Below are 22,358 nucleotides of genomic sequence, written 5' to 3'. Positions count from 1 at the left end.
CGAAGAAGGCCATTGCCGGTGGGTCCTTGCGGTTCCCTCTACGGCAATGGCCTCCTCGTCAGATCTGCGGTCGCCCTGCGCGAGCGCGGACGACTGCTTCAGACCCTACCGGGGTCCGGTGTCCGTCGCGTACGGACGGACTCAGATGCCGACCTTGATGCGGCTGAAGCGCTTCAGGGTGACACCGGCCTCGTCCAGGACCTTCTGGACGGACTTCTTGTTGTCCAGCGCGTACGGCTGGCCCAGCAGGGTGGCGTCCTTGAAGAAGCCGTTGATGCGACCCTCGACGATCTTCGGCAGGGCGGCCTCGGGCTTGCCCTCCGCGCGGGTGACCTCTTCGGCGATGCGACGCTCGGACTCGACCTTCTCGGCCGGGACGTCTTCCTTGGAGAGCCACTGCGGGGCGAACGCGGCGATGTGCTGCGCGACGCCGCGGGCGACCTCGGCGTTCTCCTTGTCGAGCTCGACCAGAACGCCGATCTGGAACGGCAGGTCGGGCATCGTGCGGTGCATGTACGACGCCACGTAGCCGCCGGTGAACTGCGCGAAGCGGTCCAGGACGATCTTCTCGCCGAGGTTGGCGTTCGCCTCGTCCACGAACGCCTGGACCGTCTTGCCGGGCTCGATCTCGGACGCGAGGAGCGCCTCGATGTCGGCCGGGGAGGTGGCGGCGACGTGGGCGGCCAGCTGGTTGGCGACGGCCAGGAACTTGTCGCCCTTGGCGACGAAGTCCGTCTCGCACTTCAGCTCGACGAGGACACCGGAGGTGTTGTCGTCGGCGATGAGGGAGACGACCGCGCCGTTCTCGGCGGAACGGCCCTCGCGCTTGGCGACGCCCTTCTGGCCCTTGATGCGGAGCGCTTCCATGGCCTTGTCGACGTCGCCGTCGGAGTCCACCAGAGCGTTCTTGCAGTCCATCATGCCGGCGCCGGTGAGCTCGCGGAGCTTCTTGACGTCAGCGGCGGTGTAGTTCGCCATGAGTCTGTGATTCTCTCTCGAAGTCGTAGATCTACGGGTGAACGGCGGAGGCGCCGCGCCCAGGGCGCGGCTCCCCCGCCGTCATCGTCCGTGCTGGGAGTGCCCGGTGCGTGAACACCGGGCGCTCTCAGTGGGTCAGGCCTGCTCGGCGTCGGCGTCGGCGGCCGGAGCAGCCTCGGCGTCGGCAGCCGGGGCGTCGGCGGCCGGAGCCTCGACGACCTCGGCCTCGGCCTCGGCGGCGGGGGCCTCGGCAGCGGCCTCGGCCGGAGCGGCCTCGGCGTCGTCGGCCTTCTTGTCGCCCTCGAGCAGGTCGCGCTCCCACTCGGCGAGCGGCTCGGCGGCGGCCTTCTCGCCCGGCTTCGAGTCGCCGGTCGCAGCGCCGGAGCGGGCGATGAGGCCCTCGGCGACGGCGTCGGCGATCACGCGGGTGAGCAGGGTGACGGAGCGGATCGCGTCGTCGTTGCCCGGGATCTTGTAGTCGACCTCGTCGGGGTCGCAGTTGGTGTCGAGGATCGCGACGACCGGGATGTGGAGCTTGCGCGCCTCACCGACGGCGATGTGCTCCTTCTTGGTGTCGACGATCCAGACCGCGCTGGGGACCTTCGACATCTCGCGGATACCACCGAGGGTCTTCTCCAGCTTGATCTTCTCGCGGGAGAGGACCAGGAGCTCCTTCTTGGTGAGACCCGAGGCGGCGACGTCCTCGAAGTCGATCGCCTCAAGCTCCTTCAGACGCTGGAGGCGCTTGTAGACGGTGGAGAAGTTGGTGAGCATGCCACCCAGCCACCGCTGGTTGACGTACGGCATCCCGACGCGCGTCGCCTGCTCGGCGATGGCCTCCTGGGCCTGCTTCTTCGTACCGACGAACATGATGGAGCCGCCGTGCGCGACGGTCTCCTTCACGAACTCGTAGGCGCGGTCGATGTACGACAGCGACTGGAGCAGGTCGATGATGTAGATGCCGTTGCGCTCGGTGAAGATGAAGCGCTTCATCTTCGGGTTCCAGCGACGGGTCTGGTGACCGAAGTGGACGCCGCTTTCCAGCAGCTCCCGCATCGTTACGACGGCCATGGCCATCTCCTTGTTTCTCGGTTTGGTTCCTGACGCCCCGCTCGCGCCCTGCCCCGCAGAGGGACCGAGAGACGCTGGCACCAGGCCTTTTCGGCGCTGATGCTGGGGCGTGCGAAGTCGACCCGGTGACCCGGATCGCCACAAGAAGTGTACGGGACCCGGCGGTGTGCCGGGTGACGCCGTTGTCCACAACGTCCCGCCCGTCCACAGGCGCGGACGGCGCCCCCAGGGTGCGCGGGACGCTGGAGCCATGACGACCCTGCTGCTCACCCTGCTCCTGGTCCTGGCCCAGGCGACCGCCCCCGGAGTCCGGCCGTTGCCCCCGCCCCTGGCGGTGGCCCGCTGGTGGGACCCGCCGCCGACCCCCTACGCGGCCGGCCACCGCGGCGTGGACCTGTCCGCCCCGGTGGGGGCCGAGCTCCGGGCGGTCGGCGCCGGCCGGGTGCACTTCGCGGGGCCGGTGGGCGGGCGCGGGGTCCTCTCCCTCACCCTGCCGAACGGGCTGCGCACCACCTACGAGCCGGTCCGCGCGCTGGTCTCCGAGGGCGAGCCGGTGGCGGCGGGGCAGGTGGTGGCGGTCCTCACCGAGGGCTCCCACTGTCCGGCCCCGTGCCTGCACTGGGGCCTGCTGGCGGGCGAGGCCTACCTCGACCCGCTGACGCTCCTGCCCCGTCCGACCCCGCGGCTGCTGCCCTCCGGCAGCGCCGGCCCCTGACACCCGGGGGCTGCGGGCCTCAGCCCCGGACACCCCGCAGGGCCATGGCGACGGCCGCCTCCGTCACGACGGCGGGGTCCTCGGCCGCGCCGAGCTCGATGCGGCGGACCGCCGCGTCCACGACTCCCTGCAGGAGCATCGCCGCGAGGCGGGGCTCCGCCTGCCTCAGGGCGGCGAGGGCCTCGACGATCATCGCGACCAGCCCGCCGTGCGCGGCGCGGATCTTCTCCCGCGCCCCCGCGTCCAGTTCGCCGGCGGAGATGGCCACCACGGCCCGGTGGCGGCGGTCGTCCACCAGCACCAGCTGGCTCCGCACGTAGGCCTCGATCTTCGCCTCGGGCGTATCGGCCTGCTCCATCGCCGTCTCGATCTCCGCGGCCCAGACGGGGAAGTCGACCGCGCACAGCTCTTCGACCACGGCGGCCCGGGAGCGGAAGTACTCGTACACGGAGGACCGGGCGAGCCCGGTCCGCTCCGCGAGGGCGGGGAAGGTCAGCGCCTCCGTCCCGCCTTCGGACAACAGGGAACGCGCGGCGTCCAAGAGGGCGCCGCGCTGCATCGACCGGTGCTCGGCCACGGAGGCCGCTCGAATCCTGGGCACCCGTCCACTCTACGGAGGTGCGGCCCGCTCAGCGCCCCACATCGGCCAGCTTGGCCCGGAGCTGGAGCACCGACTTGGTGTGGATCTGGCTGACCCGGCTCTCGGTGACCCCGAGCACGTTCCCGATCTCGGCCAGGGTGAGGCCCTCGTAGTAATAGAGGGTGACCACCGTCTTCTCCCGCTCGGGCAGGGTGTTGATGGCCCGGGCCAGGAGGCGCCGCAGCTCGCGGTCCTCCGCCACCGCCACCGGATTGTCGGCGGTGTGGTCCTCCAGGGTGTCCATCAGCGAGAGGCGGTCGCCGCCCTCCCCGCCGGCGTGCAGGAGCTCCTCCAGCGCGACCACGTTGGCCAGGGAGAGCTGGCTGAAGACGGCGTGGAGGTCCTCCACCCCGATCCCCATCTCGCCGGCGACCTCGCTCTCCGTCGGGGTACGCCGCAGCTGGGCCTCCAGCGTGGCGTAGGCCCGCTCGACGGCGCGGGCCTTCTGGCGGACCGAGCGGGGGATCCAGTCCAGCGCCCGCAGCTCGTCGATCATCGCGCCGCGGATCCGGGTGATCGCGTACGTCTCGAACTTGATCGACCGGTCGATGTCGAACTTCTCGATGGCGTCGATCAGCCCGAAGACGCCGGAGGAGACGAAGTCGGCCTGTTCCACATTGGGCGGCAGGCCCACGCTGACCCGGCCGGCCACGTACTTCACCAGGGGCGAGTAGTGGAGGATCAGCTGCTCCCGCAGCCGCTCGTCACCCGAGTCCTTGTACGAGCGCCACAGCACCTCCAGGGACGAGGGCGCGGTGGACCGCCCGCCGCCGCGGGCAGCGGGGGGCACCGCAGCGCGGTCGGACCCTGAGGTGTGCTGGGGCATGCTTCGCCTTTGCCGGAGCCGGATTCCTTGGGAGCGTAGCGTGACGGAAGTGTCGCGGTGCGCGAAGAGTACGGGATCGCGCAGGGGCCCCGGGGCGCCCGGACTCACACGGGCGACCCGGGACCGGCGCCTGGCGCACGGTCCCGACGACCGCCACCGGGAAGACCGCGTCTCTCATCGGTTTCACTCTTTCACCGGAACGCCCCAGGTCAACGACCGCCTCGCCGGGCGGCCCCGGTTTGTATGGCTCCTCCAGGCGTCCCCCTGGCCAACTGCCAGCCGTCGCCCTGCCGTTCGACGAACCCCAGAGAGTGAAGTTCGTACAGTCTGCCGATGACTTCATCGGCGCCGGTGCCGGAGGCAAGTGCCAGCTCGTCCACCTCGGCGGGCCGCCCCGCCGGCAGTGCCTCCAGGACCCGCACGGTGTCCCGGTCCAGCAGGTCCCGCGCGAGCACCGGGCCGCGCCGCTCGGGGGCCAGCTCGCCGATGGAGCCGACCAGTTCGGCGACCTCCGCCGCGTCGGTGACGAGCGCGGCCTCGCCCCGCAGCAACTCGTGCACACCCGCGGAGAGTCCGCTGGTGGCGGGGCCGGGGACGCCCATGGTGATCCGCCCGAGCGCCTGGGCCCGCCGGGCGGTCACCAGGGAGCCGCTGCGGTGCGCGGCCTCCACGACGACGGTGCCCCGGGTCAGGGCGGCGATGACCCGGTTGCGCAGCACGAAGCGGCTGGGTGTGGGGTGGCTGCCCGGCGGCAGCTCCCCGAGGACCAGCCCCTGGCCGGCGATCCGGCCCAGGAGCCCGGCGTGGCCGCGGGGGTAGGCGACGTCCACCCCGCAGGCGAGCACCGCCGCGGTGGCGCCGCCGGAGGCGAGCGCCCCGCGGTGGGCCGCGCCGTCGATGCCGTAGGCCGCGCCCGAGACCACGACCCAGCCCCGCTCGGCGAGCCCCGCGGCCAGGGTCTGGGCCATGTGCGCGCCGTACGGGGTACAGGCCCGGGCCCCGACCACGGCAACCGAGCGCAGCGCCCACGTCCGCAGGTTCGGCCGGCCCCGGAGCCACAGTCCGACGGGCCGGGCGTCGCCGAGGTCGTCGAGCTGGGTCGGCCACTCCGCCGAGCCGGGGTACACGAACCGGCCCCCCGACTCGGCCGCCAGGGCCAGGTCCCGCCGCGGGTCGGCCAGCGCCGCCCGTCTGCGGTACCCGGCGAGCCGCTCCGGGCTGGCCCCGGCCGGCCTGCCCGGCTCCGGCGCGGGGCCGGTCAGCAGCCGTATCAGCCCCGCGGCGCCGTGCTCCCGCAGCCAGCGGCCCCCGTGCTCGTCCCCCGGCTCCAGCACCCGGGTCAGGGCCGCCCGCGCCGACAGCTCCGCCTCCGGTCCGTCCGCCCACGACGGCGGCCCGGCCCCGGTCATGACGCCGCCCCTGCCGCCAGCGGCGCCCCGCGGGCGATCCCGGTCCGCAGTTCCAGCGCGAGGGCCACGTCCGCGGGCTCCGGCCGGTCCCGCCCCCGCAGGTCGGCCGCGGTCCAGGCGACCCGCAGCACCCGGTCCAGCCCCCGCGCGGTGAGCAGTCCCCGCTCCAGCTCCCGCTCGGCCTGGGCCAGCGCTCCCGGACCCACCTGCCACCGGGTCCGCAGTTCCTGTCCGGGGACCTCGCAGTTGAGCCGCCACGGGGTTCCGGCGAACCGGACGGCGGCCCGCTCCCTGGCCTCCCGGACCCGCTCGGCGACGGGGGCGGTGCCCTCTCCGCGCCCGCCCCGGCGCAGCAGGTCGCACCGGCTGACCGGTTCCACCACCACCCGCAGGTCCACCCGGTCGAGCAGCGGCCCGGAGAGCCGGGCCTGGTAGCGGCGGACCACCGAGGGCGGGCACTCGCACCCCTGCCCGTTGAGGGTGTGGCGCCCGCACGGGCAGGGATTGGCGGCGAGCACCATGAGGAACCGGGCGGGCAGCCGCACGACCCCGGCGGCGCGGGCGATGACCACGTGGCCCGATTCCAGGGGCTGGCGCAGGGCGTCGAGCGCCCGGCCGTGGAACTCCGGGGCCTCGTCCAGGAAGAGCACTCCGCGGTGGGCCAGCGAGACCGCCCCCGGCCTCGGCACGCCGTTGCCGCCGCCCACCAGGGACTGCATGGTCGCCGAGTGGTGCGGTGCGCAGTAGGGCGGCCGGGCGACCAGCGGTTCGCCCGGCGGCAGGATTCCCGCGACCGAGTGGACGGCCGTGACCTCCACGGACTCCTGCCGGGTGAGCGGCGGCAGGATCCACGGCAGCCGCTCGGCCAGCATCGTCTTACCGGCCCCGGGGGGCCCGCTGAGGAAGAGGTGGTGGCCGCCGGCCGCAGCCACCTCCAGCGCCCGGCGCGCACCGTGCTGCCCGGCCACGTCGCCGAGGTCGGGGACCTCGCCCTCCCCCGGGCCGGCGCGGCCGGGGGCGATGCCCGTGCCCAGCCCCGCTCCCGGAAGGACCAGCCCGGCCAGCATCGGATCCGGCCGCCCCGGCGGTCCGAGGTGTTCCTCCTCCGGGACCTCCCCGCCGGTCAGGACCGCGATCAGCTGGCGCAGACTGCGTACGCCGAGCACGGAGACGTCCGGCACGAGCGCCGCCTCCGCGGCGCACTGCTGCGGGACGACCACCTGCCGGTAGCCCGCCTCCGCCGCCGCGAGGACGGCGGGCAGGATCCCCCTCACCGGGCGGACCCGGCCGTCGAGGCCGAGCTCCCCGATCAGGACCAGATCGGCGATGGCCCCCGGGTCGAGCACCTCGGCGGCGCCGAGCACGGCCGCGGCGACGGCCAGGTCGAATCCGGCCCCCGATTTCGGCACGGAGGCCGGGCTGAGCCCGACGGTGAGCTTCTTCTGCGGCCAGGGCGCCCCCGAGTTGACCAGGGCGGCCCGCACCCGGTCCCGGCTCTCGACCAGCGTCTTGTCGGGCAGCCCCACCAGGGTGAAGGCCGCGACGCCGGGCTCCAGATCGGCCTGGACCTCCACCACCACGCCGTCGACGCCGACCAGGGCCACGGAGCACGCGCGCGCGAACCCCATCACCCCACCCCCCGGACGTGCTCCACCACGGGGGCCCCGCGCCGCGGCAGGACGACCCCCACGAGGTCGATCCGCACCCCGCCCGGGGGCGGTCCGCCGTGGTCCGCGAGCCAGCGCCCGGCAAGACGGCGCAGCCGCTCGGTCTTGCCGGGCCGCACCGCTGCCATGGGGTGTTCGAACTCCCCCGTCCGGCGGGTCTTGACCTCGCACACGACGAGGGCGTCCCCGTCCCGCGCGACGATGTCGATCTCTCCGCCGCGGCACCGCCAGTTCCGTGCGATCACGGTCATCCCGGCCTCGGTCAGCCGCCGTGCCGCCAGCTGCTCGCCGTACCGCCCCAACGCCTGCCGTGCCACGCCCTTGGTGTCCATTCGGCACCACCTCCGGCACCGACGGTCCCGCACCCCCGCCCACCCCGTGGATCTTGGTGGACAACGTCGGCGTTGTGGACAACCCGCTCACCCACACGGGTGGAAAACGACGGACCGGAGGGGCGGGCCGGAGAGGCCGGAGGGGCCGGAGGGTCTCGGTGGGGCCGGAGGACGGGGCCCGGGACGCCGGAAGGGGCCTCAGCTGCCCGGCAGTTCGAGGTCGCTCTTGTTGAGCTCCTCGATGTTCACGTCCTTGAAGGTCAGCACCCGCACCTGCTTGACGAAACGGGCCGGCCGGTACATGTCCCAGACCCACGCGTCGGCCATCGAGACCTCGAAGAAGACCTCCCCCTGGACCGAGTGCACCTGCATCTCGTAGTCGTTGGTGAGATAGAAACGGCGTTCGGTCTCGATCACGTACTTGAACAGCCCGACGACGTCGCGGTACTCCCGATAGAGCTTCAGCTCCATCTCGGTCTCGTACTTTTCGAGGTCCTCGGCACTCATGGCATGTTCCCCTTCAGCCGTGCGTCCCCCCATTGTGCGCCAGGCCCCCGGGCCCCTGAACGATTTCCGGGGCCAGGACCACCGGGGCACCCGGAGGACCGTCGACGAGCAGCGTACGGAGCAGCTCGGCGAGTCTGGTCGGGTACACCGTCTCACGGGCCGCCAGAAGTTCCTCGGAGGTCCACCACCTGGCTCCGGCGACGCTGCGCCGCTCGAGTTCCGTGAGCCCGCCCATCTCGGTCGCCGTCCGGTCGGTACGGGCCAGGAAGTACCACTCGTCCTGCTCCCAGCGGCGCCCGTCGAAGGGGAACGAGCAGTACCGGTGCCACAGCACCGGCCCCAGTTCCACCTCTGTGATCCCCGTCTCCTCCGCGAGCTCGCGCAGCGCGGCCTCCTCGCGGGTCTCGGCCCCCTCCAGGCCCCCGCCGGGGGTGAACCACCAGCGGTCGGCCGGGTCCGCCGGCTCGAAGCCGTGCAGCAGCAAAATCCGGTCCGCCGGGTCCAGCAGGATGACCCGCGACACCTTGCGCACCTCGGGCCCGGCGGCCGGGTCAGCGGACATCGGCCCGCTCGCGGCGCCGCCCGCGCCCCGTGACGCGTACCAGGGGCCCGTACGCGGCGCCCAGCACCACCAGCAGGGCTCCGCCGATCACCGCGGCCACCTGGAGCCGGAGCGGCCCGGGGCGCGACACCCCGCCGGGCAGCGCCTCGTACGTCCGGGGCCGCTCCAGCATGCTCGCGGAGGGCCAGGCCCGGGCGTCCACACGGGCGCTGACCGCCGACCGCGGCACGGTCCCCTGCCCGGCCTCCTGGAGGTGCGCCCGGGAGTCCAGCGAGGCGGCCCGCCGGTCGCCCAGCAGGAAGAGGTTCCCCTCGGGCACCGTGACCTCGAAGGGGGTGCCGGGGGCCGGGGGCTCTCCGGGGGGCATGGCCAGCCCGGAGTCCGGCTCGGTGGCGTCGATGTACGGCTCGTCCAGGGCCGTGCCGTTCACGGTCAGCCCGCCGGCCGCGTCGCAGCACTTCACGGTGTCGCCGCCGATGCCGACGACCCGCTTGACCATGGGCGTGTCGCTCCACTGCTCGTCGGTGAAGACCACCACGTCCCCGCGGCGCACCTCGCCGCCGTCGATGCGCTGCGCCAGCACCCGGTCCCCGGGGAGCACGGTGGGCATCATCGAGTCGGTCGGCACCGTGTAGGGCTGGTAGACGAGGGCCCCCCAGACGAACCCGCCGAGGAAAACCACGAAACCGACGGCCACGGCGATCCCCGACAACACGTTGCCGAGCCCGCCGCGGCCGTGTCCACGACTGCCTGTTGCTTGCTTCCCGCCCATTGCAGCGCCCCCACACCTCGGAGATCGTGACCTGGGCGGCACCCTACCGGGCGGTACGCCCGCTGGTCAGCCTCCGTCGGCGCCACATGACGAGCGGCACCGCGCCCGTGAGCCCCAGCGCCGCCGGGCCGAGCCCGACCGGTGCCGGCCCGGAGACCCCGAGACCGAGCGCGGCGGCCGCGGCCTGGTTGCCGATGCCCGGCTGGTCGAAGGTGTCCGGGATCGGCAGGGTGGCCCAGCGGTTGATCGGCCACGCGACCACGACGGCCCGCCCGACGACCTTGTCGACCGGCACGAAGCCCTTGGTGGAGTCCTGCATGTGGAAGCGGGAGTCCCGGGAGTTCTGCCGGTGGTCGCCCATGACCCAGATCTTGCCCTCGGGCACGGTGATCGGACCGAACGGCGCGTCGTCGCACGGGGTGTTCCCGGGGAAGATGTAGGGCTCGTCGAGCTCCTTGCCGTTGACGACGACCGGTCCCCCCTTCTTGCACTCGACCGTGTCCCCGCCGATGGCGATGGTCCGCTTGATGAGGTCCTTCTCCTCGACGGACGGCATCAGGCCGATCCAGCTGAGCACCTTCTGCGCGATGTTCGGCTCCGGGGTCGGCTCCCCCTCCAGCCAGTCCGCCGGGTCGTGGAACACCACGACCTCGCCGCGCTCCGGCTCGGACCCGAACCACGGGGTCAGCTTGTCCACCAGCACCCGGTCGCCCCGCTGCAGGGTGTTCTGCATGGAGTCGGAAGGGATCGAGAACGCCTGCACCAGGAACGTCTTGATCAGCAGGGCCAGCAGCAGGGCGATACCGATGAGGAGCGGGAGCTCCTTCCAGAACGAGCGGTGCTGCGGGTGCCCCGCGGCTTCGCCGTCCTTGGTCTCGGCCTCGCTCTCGACGGCGTCGTCCGGCCGCTCCTCGCCCTCATCGCGTCCGGATCGTGCGCCTACCGCCACATCCCCCACATCCACTCCTCACTCGCGATCAGCGCCCGCGCCGATGGCCGACACGGGCCTCCCCTCCCTTAACGAGCGGGAGTTCCCTAAGGCGCGGGAGATCGAGGACACACTATGCGACCGGAATGCCCCCTCGGCGCCCGCGGCGGCCGCGCCCCCCGCGCCGCGCCGGGTCCGGCACCATGCGGAAGGTGGCGGGCTGTTCGAGCCTGCCCCAGTGGCCGAAGGGCCAGGCGATCACCACGGCCTCGCCGACGACCCCGTCCTCGTCGATGGTGCCCTGGAACCCCTCGTCGAGGTGGAAGCGCGAGTCGGCCGAGTTGGCCCGGTGGTCGCCCATGACGAACAGCCGCCCCTCGGGCACCTGCACCTCGAAGCGGATCTCGGACGGGGCGTTGCCCGGGTTCACGTAAGGCTCATCCAGCGGCGAGCCGTTGACGGTGACGCGGCCCCGGCCGTCGCAGCACGCCACGGTGTCGCCGCCGACGCCGATGACCCGCTTGATCAGGTCCTGCTCGTCGGCCGAGGGCAGCAGGCCGATGAAGGTCAGGGCCTGCTTCGCCTGCTTGACCCCGACCGGGTCCGAGGCCGGCCGGACCGCCTCGCCCTGGAGCCAGCCGCCCGGGTCCTTGAAGACGACGACGTCCCCGCGCTCGGCCTTGGAGCCGAACCACGGGGTGAGCTTGTCCACCAGCACCCGGTCGCCGATGCGGATGGTCTGCTCCATGGAGCCGGACGGGATGAAGAAGGCCTGTACCAGGAAGGTCTTGAGCACGAGCGCTATGCACAGGGCCACCACCACCAGCAGCGGCAGCTCGCCCACCCGGCGGGTCCGGCGGCGGCGGCGCACGCGGCGGGCCAGCCGGCGCCGCTCGGCGCGGCCTCCCTCGGCCGTCGGCGCGACGGGTTCGGGCTCCGGTTCCGGCTCGGGCCTGCGCCCGCCCCGCTGCCGCCCCCGGCTACCCACGGCCGCCGTCCGCGGAGCCCCAGCGCGACACCGGCCAGCCGATCCAGTCGGCCCGTCCGATCACCTTCTCCACCGGCACCATCCCCCCGCCCGGCTCACCCAGGTGATCCCGGGAGTCCCGGGACTGGGACCGGTGGTCCCCCATGACCCAGAGGGTCCCCAGCGGCACGACGATCCGGAACGGCACCCGCGAGGGGGCGTCGCCGGGGTACAGGTAGGACTCGTCCAGGGGCACGCCGTTCACCTCGACCCTCCCTCCCGCGTCGCAGCACACGACGTCGTCACCGCCGACGCCCACGACCCGCTTGACGAAGTCGGTGTCCGGCGGCTCCGCGAGTCCGAGCGCGGAGGCCGCGCCGTGCAGGACCCCGCCGATCGGATGTCCCGCCGGGCGCTCCCGCACGAAGGACCCCGTGCCGTCGAACACCACGAGGTCCCCGCGGCGCGGCTGTTCGCCGAAACGGTACGCCAGCTTGTTCACCAGCACCCGGTCCCCGACCCCGAAGGTCGGCTCCATCGAGCGGCTCGGGATCAGGAAGGGCTGCACCACGAAGTTGCCGAACAGCAGCAGGAACACGGCGCAGACGACACCGAGGGCCCCGGCCCGCCGCCACGACAGCTGCCGGCCGACCCGGGAGAACGCACAACGCGGCCGCTCCGCCCCCTCGCCGGGGGAAGAGTGGCCGCGCTGCGTGTGAGGTGTTTCGGTGTCCATCGGGTGCGAGCCTATCCGCCCGCGCCCGGACCCCGGAGGGGACCTCAGTTGTCGCGCTTCTCCTTGATCTTCGCGGCCTTGCCGCGGAGCTCACGGAGGTAGTACAGCTTCGCGCGGCGCACGTCACCGCGGGTGACGAGCTCGATCTTCTCGAAGATCGGGGAGTGGACCGGGAAGGTGCGCTCCACGCCGACGCTGAAGGAGACCTTGCGGACCGTGAAGGTCTCGGAGACACCGGCGCCCTGGCGACGGATGACGACGCCCTTGAACTGCTGGATACGGGAGCGGTTGCCCTCGATCACGCGGACGTGGACGTTGACGGTGTCACCCGGGCGGAAGGCCGGGACGTCCGAGCGGAGCGCGGCGGCGTTGACGCCATCGAGCAGGTGAGACATGTTCTTCGTCTGCTTTCTTCGCACGACGCCACAGGTCGCCGATGCGGGTTTCCGGAGAGAATTCGGGTGCCGTGCCACCCTGCGGACGACGGTCCCCCTGTGGCAGGGGCGCCCGCGAGCACACAGCAGCCGCCTATTCTTCCACGGCGCGCGGCCTACGCCAAAACCGGCCGTCGGCGGAGGGCCGCCAGCCCAGGACGGAGAGGAGCTCGCGGTCCTTCTTGTCGAAGGCGGCCGCCTCGCAGCGCTCGATCAGGTCCGGGCGGTTCCGCGCGGTCCGGCGGAAGGCCTCGTCCCGGCGCCACCGGGCGATCTTCCCGTGGTGGCCGCTGAGCAGCACCTCGGGGATGCCCCGGCCGCGCCACTGCGGGGGCTTGGTGTAGACGGGCCCCTCCAGCAGGTTGGCCATCCCGCCCGGGGCGAAGGAGTCGTCCCGGTGCGATTCGGCGTTGCCCAGGACTCCGGGGAGCAGCCGGGCCACGGCCTCGGTGACCACCAGGACGGCCGCCTCGCCGCCCGCCAGCACGTAGTCGCCGATGGAGACCTCGTAGACCGGCATCCGGGTGGCGTACTCGTCCACGACCCGGCGGTCGATGCCCTCGTATCGGGCCGGGGTGAAGACCAGCCAGGGTCGCTCGGAGAGCTCGACGGCCAGTTCCTGGGTGAAGGGCCGGCCGCTGGGCGTCGGGACGACCAGGGCGGGTCCGTGCGCGCCCGCCTCGTAGCCGTCGGCCAGCGCCGCGTCCAGGGCCTCGCCCCACGGCTCGGTCTTCATGACCATCCCGGGACCGCCGCCGTACGGGGTGTCGTCGACCGTGTTGTGCCGGTCGTACGTCCAGTCCCGCAGGTCGTGGACGTGTACGTCGAGCTGCCCGCGGGCACGGGCCTTGCCGACGAGGGAGACGTTCAGCGGCTCCAGGTACTCGGGGAAGATCGTGACGACGTCGAGACGCATCAGGCGGTGTCCCCGGAGTCCTCGTCACGGGTCGAGTCGATGACCGCCTCGCGCTCGTCGATCAGCCCGGGCGGCGGGGTGATGACGCACCGCTGCTCCTCCAGGTCGATCTCGGCGACGATCTCCTCGACGAAGGGGATCATCACCTCGGAGCCGTCCGGCCGCTCGACGATGAAGAGGTCCTGCGAGGGCAGGTGGGAGATCTCGGTGATCCGGCCGATCTCGGTGCCGTCCGCCAGTACCACGTCCAGGTCCATCAGCTGGTGGTCGTAGTACTCGTCCTCCTCCTCCGGCAGCTCCGTCGGGTCGACCTCGGCGATGAGCAGGATGTTGCGCAGCGCCTCGGCGCCGGTGCGGTCCTTGACCCCTTCGAAGCGGAGCAGGAGCCGTCCGCTGTGCACCCGGCCCGTCTCGATGGTCAGCGGTCCCGCCGACGCCGGTTCGGTCTGGAGCACGGCGCCGGGGCCGAGCCGCTGCTCGGGCTCGTCGGTCCGTACCTCGACGGTGACCTCACCCTTGATGCCGTGGGCGCGGCCGATCCGCGCGACTACCAGCTGCACTGTGTGTCTCTCCTGTTCAGACGACGACGGGCCGGGGCGGGCACGTATGCCCTCCCCGGCCCGTGCCGGTGATCCAACTGCTCAGCGGACCTGGTCCACGTCGACGAGGTCGACGCGGATGCCCCGGCCGCCGATGGCGCCCACGACGGTACGCAGAGCACGTGCGGTGCGGCCGTTGCGGCCGATCACCTTCCCGAGGTCGTCCGGGTGGACCCGGACCTCGAGCACCTGTCCGCGACGCAGGTTGCGCGAGGCGACCTGCACGTCGTCGGGGTTGTCCACAATGCCCTTCACGAGGTGCTCAAGAGCCTCCTCGAGCATGCTCAGGCCTCGGTCGACTCGGCGGTGGCCTCAGCCTCGTCCGCCTTCTTGTCGGCCTTCTTCGCCTTCTGGGTGATGGCGTCGCCCTTGCCCTCGCCGATGCCCTCGAGGGCCTTGGCGAACTCGTCGAAGGTGCGGCGCTTGCTCTCCTTGGTCTCCGGCTGCAGCAGCGGCGCGGGGGCCGGAAGGCCCTTGTGCGCCTGCCAGTCACCCGTCAGCTTCAGGATGGCGAGCACAGCCTCGGTGGGCTGGGCGCCGACGGACAGCCAGTACTGCGCACGCTCGGCGTTGACCTCGATGCGCGACGGGTTGTACGTCGGGTGGTAGATACCGATCTCTTCGATCGCGCGACCGTCACGGCGGGTGCGGGCGTCGGCGACGACGATGCGGTAGTGCGGCTGGCGAATCTTGCCGAGGCGCTTGAGCTTGATCTTGACTGCCACTGGAGTGGTGTCTCCTGAACTTGACGTGGTTGGGCACATGAGATGCCACGTGGGGTTGCGGTACTCGGATGCCCGATGGACGCGTCAGCCGGAGGAGAGAGGGGTCCTATGCGACTGTCGAGTACAGCTGTCCATTGTGCCATACGCCCGAGGCGGCGCCACGCGCGGTCAGGAGGCCGCCGCGACGGCGACCTCGGGGATGCGGAAGGGCTTCATGCAGCCCCCGCACACGATCGGCGCCTGGGCCAGTACCGAGGGGACGACGCGCACGTTGCGCCCGCAGTCGCAGACCGCCTTGACGCGCACTCCGCCGCCGGAGGACCCGTGCCGGGCGGCCGGTCCGCGGAAGCTGCGCTTGGTGTCGGCGGCCGTCGCGACCGTGTGGGCCTTCAGTGCGCGCTGGAGCCGCTCCATGGTGGGGCGGTAGCGCCTCTTCGCCTCGGGGTTGAGCGTGACCAGGGAGAAGCCGCTGCTGGCATGCGGCTCGTCGGAGTGGTCAAGCCCCATCTCCTCGGCGATCGCGAGGAATCTGCGGTTGTGGTACCGGCCGGCGCGCGAGGTGTCGCGGACTCCGCGGGCGGCGGCGATGCCATGGACTGCCTCGTGCAGCAGTCGCTCGAAGGAGAGCTCGGCGCCGCATGCGGACGAGGACTCTCCGATCAGGGACTCGGGCGCGGCAAGGTCAGGCAGCTCGGGGTGGTACCGCTGGATATCGGCCCACGCCTGCGCCAGCTCTGCGGCGAGAACAGGTGGTGTCGTGCTCACGTCGTGACAACGAGCCGGGGTGCCCCGGTGTTCCGATTCCGGGCCATTCCAAATTTTTTGCACGTACCAGTCAGTTCACACTCATGCGTGCTGACGAGGACGGGTGCGCCGATCTCAGGAGGAGTCGGTACGTAACGAGGCCCGGCGACGGGCGCGCCCCCGGCGTGCGGCTCGCGCCGCGCACCGGGGGCGTGCCGCCGGATCAGTACGAGCGCGCGACGATCGCGAGGGTGCCGGGGGCGTCGTCCGACTCGGGGACGGACCCGTCGGCGGCGATCAGGCAGCGCACGGAGACGGCCTGCTCGGCCAGCTTCGCCTCGCCCTCCGGGCCGAGGTCGGCCCACGGGATGCGCGCCCAGCCGCCGGCGACGGCGGCCTCGGCCGCCTCCTCGATGGTCGAGACGTCGGAGGTGCGGGCCTCGCGGCGCTCACGGGACTCCCGCAGCAGCTGCGCCTGGTCCTCCTCCAGCACCTTGGGCAGCAGGTCGGCGAGCGCGTCGATCTGCACCGGGGTCTTCCCGCCCGGGATGCGGCGGGCCAGCATCGCGGTGCCGGCCTCCAGGTCGCGGGGGCCGATCTCGATGCGGACCGGTACCCCCTTGAGCTCCCAGTCCACGGCGCGGCGGCCGAAGGGGGTGTCGACGCGGTCGTCGACGTGCACGCGCAGGCCGGCGGCCTTGAGCCGGGCGCCCAGCTCGCGCACCTCGGCCACGGCCTCGTCGCCCTTGATCGCCATGACGACGACCTGGACGTGCGCGAGGCGCGGCGGGACGCGCAGGCCGTTGTCGTCGCCGTGCGACATGATCAGGCCGCCGACCATACGGGTCGACACGCCCCACGAGGTCTGCCAGACCAGCTCCTGCTTGCCTTCCTTCGACAGGTACTGCGTGTTGAAGGCCTTGGCGAAGTTGGTGCCGAGCTCGTGGCTGGTGCCCAGCTGGAGGGCCTTGCCGTCGCCCATCATGCCCTCGAGGGTGAGGGTGTTGATCGCGCCGGCGAAGCGCTCCTTGGCGGTCTTGCGGCCGAGCACGACGTCGATGCCGAGCACGTTCGTCATGAAGTCGCCGTAGACGTCGCGGTGGATCCGCGAGGCGTACTCGCGGGCCTCCTCGTACGTGACGTGGGCGGTGTGGCCCTCCTGCCAGAGGAACTCGCTCGTACGGAGGAACACGCGCGGACGCATCTCCCAGCGGACCACGTTGGCCCACTGGTTGATCAGCAGCGGCAGGTCGCGGTAGCTCTGGACCCACTTGGAGAAGTAGTCGTTGATGATCGTCTCGGAGGTGGGCCGCACCACGACCGGCTCCTCCAGCTCCTTGCCGCCGCCGTGCGTGACGACCGCGAGCTCGGGGGCGAAGCCCTCGACGTGCTCCGCTTCCCTCGTCAGGTACGACTGCGGGATGAACAGCGGGAAGTACGCGTTCTGGGCGCCCGCGTCCTTGATGCGCGCGTCCATCTCCTGCTGCATCCGCTCCCACAGGCCGTAGCCGTACGGCCGGATGACCATGGTGCCGCGGACCGGACCGTTGTCGGCCAGCTCGGCCTTGTTGATCAGATCCTGGTACCAGCGGGGGAAATCCTCCGCCTGCGGGGTGAGAACGGGTGCCTTTGCCATGGCGCGAATGGTACGGCGCCCGGCGCGCCGAGCGTGAATCGGGTGGCTCCCTCCTCTGGACGCGGGGGCGAATGGGGAGTTCCCTGGCAACGGGGGCATGGGGGCGACACGGAATCAGGAGCGCTCTTTCGATGACACCGACGCCGACGCTCGTCGCCCGGGACTGGGCGGAGATCCAGGAACGGATGCTGGTACCGCTGTACGAGGCGGTCTACGACCGGCTGGAGGTCGGGCCGGGCGACCGGCTGCTCGACCTCGACTGCGGGGCCGGGCTGCCCCTGCTGCTGGCGGCCGGGCGGGGAGCCGCGGCCACGGGTGTGGAGGCGGACCCGGCACGGCGGGCCCTGGCCCGCGAACGGCTGCTGGATGTGCTGGAGGGCACGCCGGACCCGGCTCGCCCGTACGACGCGCTGCTCGCCTTCTCGCCGGACCCGGAGGCCCTGGCGGCGGCCCTGCCGGCCGTCCGGCGCGGCGGGGCGGTGGTGCTGGCCGACTGGGGCCCGGCGGAGCGCTGTACGGTGCCGTCGGTGCTGGGCGGGGGTCCCGCGCCGCGGGACCTGGACGCGCTGGTGGAGCGGGCCGGGCTGCGGCCGGACGGTTCGGGCCGGGTGTTCTGCCCGTTCGGGTACGCGGACGTGGACAGCGCGGTGCGCGGGCTGCTGTCGACAGGGCTGTACCCGGTCGCGGGGGGCTGCTCCGCCGGAGCGGCGCCGTGCCAGGCGGCCGATCCGGCGCTGGCGGAGAAGGAGCTGACGGAGGCCCTTCACCCGTACGAGCGGACCGACGGCGCCGTCTGGCTGCCGAACATCTTCCGGTACGTGATCGCCCGGGTGGCGTAACCGGCCGCCTCGGACGGCCGCCCGGGCGGCCGTGCGCGCGGGGCGGACCTCCGCCCGGGCGGATGCCGCAGGGCCCCGGCCGGGAGTCCTCCCGGCCGGGGCCCTGCGGCGAGCGCCTGCGGAGCGCGCTACTTCATGAACTTCTTGAACTCGTCGGGGAGGTCGAAGTCCCCGCCGTCCTGGCCGCCCGCCGGAAGCCCGAAGGGGTTGCCGCCGGGCGCGGGGGGCTCGATCGCCTGCGGCCCCTGCTCACGGCGGGCTGCGGCGGCGGCCTCCTCTTCCCTGCGCTTCATCGGGTTGCCGCTCTTGCGCTTGCCCTTGGCCTGCTTGACCTGCTTCTTCTGGCGGCCGGGGCCGCCGCCCATCCCCGGGATGCCGGGCATGCCGGGCATCCCGCCGCCCTGGGCCATGCGGGACATCATCTTGCGGGCGTCGAAGAAGCGCTCGACGAGCGACTTGACGGTGCTGACCTCGGTGCCGGAGCCCTTGGCGATACGGGCGCGGCGCGAGCCGTTGATGATCGTCGGGTCCTGGCGCTCCGCCGGGGTCATCGACTTGATGATCGCGGCGGTGCGGTCCACGTCGCGCTCGTCGATGTTGGCGATCTGGTCCTTGATCTGGCCCATGCCCGGCAGCATGCCGAGCAGCTTGGAGATGGAGCCCATCTTGCGGACCTGTTCCATCTGGGCCAGGAAGTCGTCGAGCGTGAACTCCTTGGGGCCCTTGGCGAGCTTGGCCGCCATCTTCTCGGCCTCGGCCTGCGAGAAGGTCTTCTCGGCCTGCTCGATGAGGGTGAGCATGTCACCCATGTCGAGGATCCGGCCCGCCATGCGGTCGGGGTGGAAGGCGTCGAACTCGTCGAGCTTCTCGCCGTTCGAGGCGAACATGATCTGCTTGCCGGTGACGTGCGCGATGGAGAGCGCGGCGCCGCCGCGGGCGTCGCCGTCGAGCTTGGAGAGCACCACGCCGTCGAAGCCGACGCCGTCGCGGAAGGCCTCGGCGGTGTTGACCGCGTCCTGGCCGATCATCGCGTCGACGACGAAGAGGATCTCGTCGGGGCTGACCGCGTCGCGGATGTCGGCTGCCTGCTGCATCAGCTCGGCGTCGATGCCGAGGCGGCCGGCGGTGTCGACGACGACGACGTCGTACTGCTTGGTGCGCGCGTACTCGATGGAGTCCTTGGCGACCTGGACCGGGTCGCCGACGCCGTTGCCGGGCTGGGGCGCGTAGACCGCGACGCCCGCGCGCTCGGCGACGACGGAGAGCTGGTTGACGGCGTTGGGGCGCTGGAGGTCGCACGCCACGAGGAGCGGGGCGTGGCCCTGCCCCTTCAGCCACAGGCCGAGCTTTCCGGCGAGGGTGGTCTTACCGGCACCCTGGAGACCGGCCAGCATGATCACGGTGGGAGCGGTCTTCGCGAACCGGAGCCGGCGGGTCTCGCCGCCGAGGATCGTGACGAGCTCGTCGTTGACGATCTTGAGGACCTGCTGCCCCGGGTTGAGGGCCTTGCTGACCTCTTCGCCGCGCGCGCGTTCCTTGACGTTCGCGATGAAGGAGCGGACGACGGGGAGGGCGACGTCGGCCTCGAGGAGCGCGATACGGATTTCCCGGGCCGCTGCGTCGATGTCAGCCTCGGACAGCCGGCCTTTGCCGCGCAGGCCCTTGAAGGTATTCGCCAAGCGGTCGGAGAGCGTATCGAACACGGTGGTCGCGATTCCTCGGGTCGGGGGCGGTGTGGTCGTCCCCCAGGGTATCGGGCCGCGCCGCCGGCCTGACCCCTGCGGGCGGCTTTCCCCTCCGGCCCGAGGAAACGGGACGGGGCCGCAGGGGAGGCCGCGGCCGGTGAACCCTTCCGGTCACCGCACTGGGTCCTGTCGTCAAAGTAGCGCCGGGCCAGGCGGGACTTTGACGCCAGGGCCTAGGCCAGGGCCGACTGGACGGAGCCCGCCAGGGCGGCCGCCGCGGCGGCGTCCAGGGGTTTGCCGTCCCGGGCGGTCACGTACAGCGTGTCCACCGCGTCCGCGCCCGGCGTCGAGACGTGCGCGCTGCGCACCCGGACGCCCGCCGACTCCAGGGCGCGGCCGATGCGGTGCAGCAGTCCGACCGCGTCCGGAGCACGCACCTCCAGGACCGTGGCCAGGGAGGAGACGTCCGGGACCACGGTGACCCGGGGCGGCGGCGGCACCACGCCGCGCCGTCGCGGGTAGGCCGCCTCGCGGTCGGCCAGTCTCGCGGGGACGTCCAGCGAGCCGTCCAGGGCCCGGACCAGGTCGGTGCGGAGCCGGGCCGACTCCGGCAGCGAGCCGTACTGCGCGGCCACCCGCCAGCGCAGCACCAGGACCTCTCCCAGCCGGCCGGGCAGCTCCAGGGAGCGCAGGTCGGCCGCCCGGACGGTGAGGCGGTGCAGGGCCAGCACCCCGGCCACCGCCGGGAGGACCCCCGGCTGGTCCGGAACGGCCACGACCAGCTCCACCCCGACGGCGTCGTCCTCCTCCTGGCGGGCGTGCAGGGCCAGGACGGGCTCCCCGGTGCGCAGGGCCTCCACGGCGAGGCGCTCCTGCTCCGTGGTGGGGATCTCCAGCTCCCGTACCGCCGGGGCGGCGCCCCGCAGGACGGCGGCTGCCCGCGCGGCGAGGTCCGCGACCAGCGAGGCGCGCCAGGTGCTCCAGGCGGCGGGCCCGGTGGCCAGCGCGTCCGCCTCGGTCAGGGCGTGCAGGATCTCCAGCGTGGAGCCGGACCCCACGGCCTCGGCGACCGCGCGGACCGTCGCCGGGTCGTCCAGGTCCCGCCGGGTCGCGGTGTCGATCAGCAGCAGGTGGTGGCGTACGAGCGTGCCCAGGACGGCGACGTCCTCGGGGCCGAAGCCGATGCGTGCGGCCACGTCGCGCGCGATGGTCTCCCCGGCCACCGAGTGGTCTCCGGGCCAGCCCTTGCCGATGTCGTGCAGGAGGGCGGCCGTCAGCAGCAGGTCCGGGCGGCCGACCCGGCGGGTGAGCGCCGAGGCCCGGACGGCCGTCTCGATCAGGTGGCGGTCCACCGTCCAGGTGTGGACGGGGTTGCGCTGCGGCCGGCAGCGCACCCGCTCCCAGTCGGGCAGCAGCCGCGTGATCAGCCCCTCCGCCTCGAGCGCCTCCCACACGCCGACCATGGGCTCGCCGGCGCCGAGCAGGGTCAGGAGCTGTTCGCGGGCCTCGGCCGGCCAGGGCACCGGCAGCGGTTTCGACTGCGCCGCGAGGCGGCGTACGGAGTGCAGGGAGACGGGCAGGCCCGCCTGCGCGGCGGCCGCGGCGAAGCGCAGCGGCAGCACCGGGTCCCGGTCGGGGCGGGCGGCCAGGGCCAGCACGGCCTCGCCGTCGGACTCCACGACCCCCTCGGCGAGCGGGGCCCGCTCGACCGCGGGCGAGCGGGTGCCGAGCAGACCGCGCAGCCGCGGTTTGGCGGCGCGGGCCCGCAGCACCCGCCCGACCTCCCGCCAGGTGACGTCACCGGCGTACGAGACGACGCGCGCGGCCTCGTAGACCTCGCGGAGCAGCGCGTCGGCGTCGAGCAGGCCGAGCTGCGCCGCGACCTGGTCCTGCTCCTGGAGGGAGAGCCGGTCGGTGGCCCGGCCGGTCACCAGGTGCAGGGCGTCGCGCGCGTCCAGCAGGCGCCGCCGGGCCTCGGCCAGGCCCTCGCGCGGGGCGTCGGCCAGCCAGGAGGCGGCCACCGCCCGGAGCGCGGTGACGTCCCGGAGGCCGCCGCGGGCCTCCTTGAGGTCGGGTTCGAGCAGGAAGCGGAGCTCCCCTGCCCGCTCGGCCCGCTCACGGCACAGGGAGTGCAGTTGCGGGAGCCGCTTGGCGGCCTGGTTGCGCCAGTCGGCCAGGACCGAGGTCCGCAGGCCGGCCAGCAGCCCGGCGTCCCCGGCGACGGGCCGGGCGTCGAGCAGTCCGAGGTGCACCTTCAGGTCCTCGGCGGCGGTCTTGCGGGCCTCGCCCGGCGTCCGTACCGAGTGGTCGAGGGCGAGCCCGAGGTCCCACACCGGGTACCAGATCCGGTCGGCGAGCGCGCTCAGGGCCTGCGGCTCGGCCTTGCCGTCGTGCAGCAGCACCAGGTCGAGGTCGCTGCGCGGGGAGAGTTCGCCCCTGCCGTAGCCGCCGACGGCCACCAGGGCGGCGCCCCGGACGCCCGTCTCGCGCAGGGCGGTCTTGAACAGCCCGTGCAGCCAGTCGTCGGTCAGTCCGGCGAGGGCGGAACGCCTGGACGGCCCGGACCGCGACTCCTCCTGGAGGAGCCGCAGCCGGGCCGCGGCGTATCCGCTGGGTCCCGGGTCGGCCGTGTGGTCGGTGGTGTCTTCGACGCTCGTCACCCAGGAGCTC

General features: G+C 73.0%; 23 protein-coding genes and 1 pseudogene. 2 read left to right on the top strand and 22 right to left on the bottom strand.

From position 1 onward, the window contains the following. Positions 1 to 141: 141 nt before the first annotated feature. Entirely contained in the window at positions 142 to 978 is an 837-nt protein-coding gene (gene tsf, locus ACFWU6_RS06055; protein ID WP_266940845.1) for a translation elongation factor Ts, read from the bottom strand. A gap of 135 nt (positions 979 to 1,113) precedes the next feature. Beyond that, positions 1,114 to 2,049: a 30S ribosomal protein S2 gene (gene rpsB, locus ACFWU6_RS06050; protein ID WP_383978784.1), complete on the bottom strand. Its 936-nt coding sequence runs from the start codon at positions 2,047 to 2,049 to the stop codon at positions 1,114 to 1,116. Positions 2,050 to 2,299: 250 nt separating this feature from the next. Between rpsB and ACFWU6_RS06045 the strand changes: the two genes are divergently transcribed. Continuing rightward, complete coding sequence (locus tag ACFWU6_RS06045) at positions 2,300 to 2,764, top strand: M23 family metallopeptidase (protein ID WP_383800863.1); 465 nt, start codon at positions 2,300 to 2,302, stop codon at positions 2,762 to 2,764. A gap of 19 nt (positions 2,765 to 2,783) precedes the next feature. On the opposite strand, the gene ACFWU6_RS06040 is transcribed toward ACFWU6_RS06045, so the two are convergent. The 18 genes and pseudogenes from ACFWU6_RS06040 to proS all read right to left on the bottom strand — a co-directional run bounded on the left by ACFWU6_RS06040 (position 2,784) and on the right by proS (position 17,164). Beyond that, positions 2,784 to 3,323: a TetR/AcrR family transcriptional regulator gene (locus ACFWU6_RS06040; RefSeq protein WP_383978886.1), complete on the bottom strand. Its 540-nt coding sequence runs from the start codon at positions 3,321 to 3,323 to the stop codon at positions 2,784 to 2,786. Positions 3,324 to 3,393: 70 nt separating this feature from the next. Beyond that, on the bottom strand, positions 3,394 to 4,230 hold the full coding sequence (whiG, locus tag ACFWU6_RS06035) for an RNA polymerase sigma factor WhiG (RefSeq protein ID WP_383800860.1): 837 nt from the start codon (positions 4,228 to 4,230) through the stop codon (positions 3,394 to 3,396). 209 nt (positions 4,231 to 4,439) lie between these two features. Further along, on the bottom strand, positions 4,440 to 5,639 hold the full coding sequence (gene dprA / locus ACFWU6_RS06030; RefSeq protein ID WP_383978781.1) for a DNA-processing protein DprA: 1,200 nt from the start codon (positions 5,637 to 5,639) through the stop codon (positions 4,440 to 4,442). Further along, positions 5,636 to 7,267, bottom strand: a complete 1,632-nt coding sequence (locus ACFWU6_RS06025) for a YifB family Mg chelatase-like AAA ATPase (RefSeq protein WP_383800854.1) — start codon at positions 7,265 to 7,267, stop codon at positions 5,636 to 5,638. The genes dprA and ACFWU6_RS06025 overlap by 4 nt, the downstream gene beginning before the upstream one ends. Further along, entirely contained in the window at positions 7,267 to 7,638 is a 372-nt protein-coding gene (locus ACFWU6_RS06020; RefSeq protein WP_383800852.1) for a YraN family protein, read from the bottom strand. Before ACFWU6_RS06020 ends, ACFWU6_RS06025 begins: the two co-directional genes overlap by 1 nt. A gap of 198 nt (positions 7,639 to 7,836) precedes the next feature. Then, entirely contained in the window at positions 7,837 to 8,145 is a 309-nt protein-coding gene (locus ACFWU6_RS06015) for a DUF2469 domain-containing protein (RefSeq protein ID WP_005311352.1), read from the bottom strand. 13 nt (positions 8,146 to 8,158) lie between these two features. Beyond that, the gene (locus ACFWU6_RS06010; protein WP_383800849.1) at positions 8,159 to 8,707 is read right to left on the bottom strand and encodes an NUDIX hydrolase; all 549 of its coding nucleotides are present in this window, start codon (positions 8,705 to 8,707) and stop codon (positions 8,159 to 8,161) included. After that, positions 8,697 to 9,479: a signal peptidase I gene (gene lepB, locus ACFWU6_RS06005; protein WP_383978778.1), complete on the bottom strand. Its 783-nt coding sequence runs from the start codon at positions 9,477 to 9,479 to the stop codon at positions 8,697 to 8,699. Before lepB (ACFWU6_RS06005) ends, ACFWU6_RS06010 begins: the two co-directional genes overlap by 11 nt. A 43-nt stretch (positions 9,480 to 9,522) precedes the next feature. Continuing rightward, entirely contained in the window at positions 9,523 to 10,428 is a 906-nt protein-coding gene (lepB, locus tag ACFWU6_RS06000) for a signal peptidase I (RefSeq protein ID WP_383800843.1), read from the bottom strand. Continuing rightward, positions 10,400 to 11,395, bottom strand: a pseudogene (gene lepB / locus ACFWU6_RS05995) (signal peptidase I); the annotation flags it as partial. The gene lepB (ACFWU6_RS06000) and the pseudogene lepB (ACFWU6_RS05995), both read right to left, overlap by 29 nt. Next, a complete protein-coding gene (gene lepB, locus ACFWU6_RS05990; protein ID WP_383978775.1) occupies positions 11,388 to 12,110 on the bottom strand; it encodes a signal peptidase I in 723 nt (240 codons plus the stop codon). The gene lepB (ACFWU6_RS05990) and the pseudogene lepB (ACFWU6_RS05995), both read right to left, overlap by 8 nt. 44 nt (positions 12,111 to 12,154) lie before the next feature. Next, positions 12,155 to 12,505, bottom strand: a complete 351-nt coding sequence (gene rplS / locus ACFWU6_RS05985; RefSeq protein ID WP_031144161.1) for a 50S ribosomal protein L19 — start codon at positions 12,503 to 12,505, stop codon at positions 12,155 to 12,157. Positions 12,506 to 12,638: 133 nt separating this feature from the next. Then, on the bottom strand, positions 12,639 to 13,460 hold the full coding sequence (gene trmD, locus ACFWU6_RS05980) for a tRNA (guanosine(37)-N1)-methyltransferase TrmD (protein WP_383800836.1): 822 nt from the start codon (positions 13,458 to 13,460) through the stop codon (positions 12,639 to 12,641). Continuing rightward, on the bottom strand, positions 13,460 to 14,020 hold the full coding sequence (gene rimM / locus ACFWU6_RS05975) for a ribosome maturation factor RimM (protein WP_383800833.1): 561 nt from the start codon (positions 14,018 to 14,020) through the stop codon (positions 13,460 to 13,462). Before rimM ends, trmD begins: the two co-directional genes overlap by 1 nt. A gap of 81 nt (positions 14,021 to 14,101) precedes the next feature. Next, on the bottom strand, positions 14,102 to 14,341 hold the full coding sequence (locus ACFWU6_RS05970) for an RNA-binding protein (protein WP_007266827.1): 240 nt from the start codon (positions 14,339 to 14,341) through the stop codon (positions 14,102 to 14,104). Positions 14,342 to 14,343: 2 nt separating this feature from the next. Next, the gene (gene rpsP, locus ACFWU6_RS05965; RefSeq protein ID WP_267717590.1) at positions 14,344 to 14,784 is read right to left on the bottom strand and encodes a 30S ribosomal protein S16; all 441 of its coding nucleotides are present in this window, start codon (positions 14,782 to 14,784) and stop codon (positions 14,344 to 14,346) included. Between the two features lie 168 nt (positions 14,785 to 14,952). Then, positions 14,953 to 15,549 (bottom strand): hypothetical protein, encoded by a 597-nt coding sequence (locus ACFWU6_RS05960; RefSeq protein ID WP_383978772.1) that lies wholly within the window; start codon positions 15,547 to 15,549, stop codon positions 14,953 to 14,955. A gap of 202 nt (positions 15,550 to 15,751) precedes the next feature. Beyond that, positions 15,752 to 17,164 carry a proline--tRNA ligase gene (proS, locus tag ACFWU6_RS05955; RefSeq protein ID WP_383978770.1) on the bottom strand — a complete coding sequence of 471 codons (1,413 nt, stop codon included), beginning with the start codon at positions 17,162 to 17,164 and terminating at the stop codon, positions 15,752 to 15,754. A 131-nt stretch (positions 17,165 to 17,295) separates the two neighbouring features. Here proS and ACFWU6_RS05950 point away from each other — a divergent pair, with 131 nt between their 5' ends. Beyond that, on the top strand, positions 17,296 to 18,003 hold the full coding sequence (locus ACFWU6_RS05950; RefSeq protein WP_383978767.1) for a methyltransferase type 11: 708 nt from the start codon (positions 17,296 to 17,298) through the stop codon (positions 18,001 to 18,003). Positions 18,004 to 18,131: 128 nt separating this feature from the next. Here the strand turns inward: ACFWU6_RS05950 and ffh are convergent, their stop codons facing one another. Next, entirely contained in the window at positions 18,132 to 19,706 is a 1,575-nt protein-coding gene (gene ffh, locus ACFWU6_RS05945) for a signal recognition particle protein (protein ID WP_383808395.1), read from the bottom strand. A gap of 215 nt (positions 19,707 to 19,921) precedes the next feature. Next, the gene (locus ACFWU6_RS05940; protein ID WP_383978764.1) at positions 19,922 to 22,348 is read right to left on the bottom strand and encodes a [protein-PII] uridylyltransferase; all 2,427 of its coding nucleotides are present in this window, start codon (positions 22,346 to 22,348) and stop codon (positions 19,922 to 19,924) included. Between the last annotated feature and the right edge of the window lie 10 nt (positions 22,349 to 22,358).

Source organism: Streptomyces sp. NPDC058674, from assembly GCF_042716505.1.
GTDB lineage: Bacteria > Actinomycetota > Actinomycetes > Streptomycetales > Streptomycetaceae > Streptomyces.
The sequence above is the reverse complement of the archived record's forward strand: the minus strand, read 5'-3'. Positions and strand labels throughout refer to the sequence as shown.

Bases quoted from the DNA above. Each gene is read 5' to 3' on its own strand.
- tsf (WP_266940845.1), bottom strand. From the start codon at position 978: ATGGCGAACTACACCGCCGCTGACGTCAAGAAGCTCCGCGAGCTCACC.
- rpsB (WP_383978784.1), bottom strand. From the start codon at position 2,049: ATGGCCGTCGTAACGATGCGGGAGCTGCTGGAAAGCGGCGTCCACTTC.
- ACFWU6_RS06045 (WP_383800863.1), top strand. From the start codon at position 2,300: ATGACGACCCTGCTGCTCACCCTGCTCCTGGTCCTGGCCCAGGCGACC.
- ACFWU6_RS06040 (WP_383978886.1), bottom strand. From the start codon at position 3,323: ATGCAGCGCGGCGCCCTCTTGGACGCCGCGCGTTCCCTGTTGTCCGAA.
- whiG (WP_383800860.1), bottom strand. From the start codon at position 4,230: ATGCCCCAGCACACCTCAGGGTCCGACCGCGCTGCGGTGCCCCCCGCT.
- dprA (WP_383978781.1), bottom strand. From the start codon at position 5,639: ATGACCGGGGCCGGGCCGCCGTCGTGGGCGGACGGACCGGAGGCGGAG.
- ACFWU6_RS06025 (WP_383800854.1), bottom strand. From the start codon at position 7,267: ATGGGGTTCGCGCGCGCGTGCTCCGTGGCCCTGGTCGGCGTCGACGGC.
- ACFWU6_RS06020 (WP_383800852.1), bottom strand. From the start codon at position 7,638: ATGGACACCAAGGGCGTGGCACGGCAGGCGTTGGGGCGGTACGGCGAG.
- ACFWU6_RS06015 (WP_005311352.1), bottom strand. From the start codon at position 8,145: ATGAGTGCCGAGGACCTCGAAAAGTACGAGACCGAGATGGAGCTGAAG.
- ACFWU6_RS06010 (WP_383800849.1), bottom strand. From the start codon at position 8,707: ATGTCCGCTGACCCGGCCGCCGGGCCCGAGGTGCGCAAGGTGTCGCGG.
- lepB (WP_383978778.1), bottom strand. From the start codon at position 9,479: ATGGGCGGGAAGCAAGCAACAGGCAGTCGTGGACACGGCCGCGGCGGG.
- lepB (WP_383978775.1), bottom strand. From the start codon at position 12,110: ATGGACACCGAAACACCTCACACGCAGCGCGGCCACTCTTCCCCCGGC.
- rplS (WP_031144161.1), bottom strand. From the start codon at position 12,505: ATGTCTCACCTGCTCGATGGCGTCAACGCCGCCGCGCTCCGCTCGGAC.
- trmD (WP_383800836.1), bottom strand. From the start codon at position 13,460: ATGCGTCTCGACGTCGTCACGATCTTCCCCGAGTACCTGGAGCCGCTG.
- ACFWU6_RS05970 (WP_007266827.1), bottom strand. From the start codon at position 14,341: ATGCTCGAGGAGGCTCTTGAGCACCTCGTGAAGGGCATTGTGGACAAC.
- proS (WP_383978770.1), bottom strand. From the start codon at position 17,164: ATGGCAAAGGCACCCGTTCTCACCCCGCAGGCGGAGGATTTCCCCCGC.
- ACFWU6_RS05950 (WP_383978767.1), top strand. From the start codon at position 17,296: ATGACACCGACGCCGACGCTCGTCGCCCGGGACTGGGCGGAGATCCAG.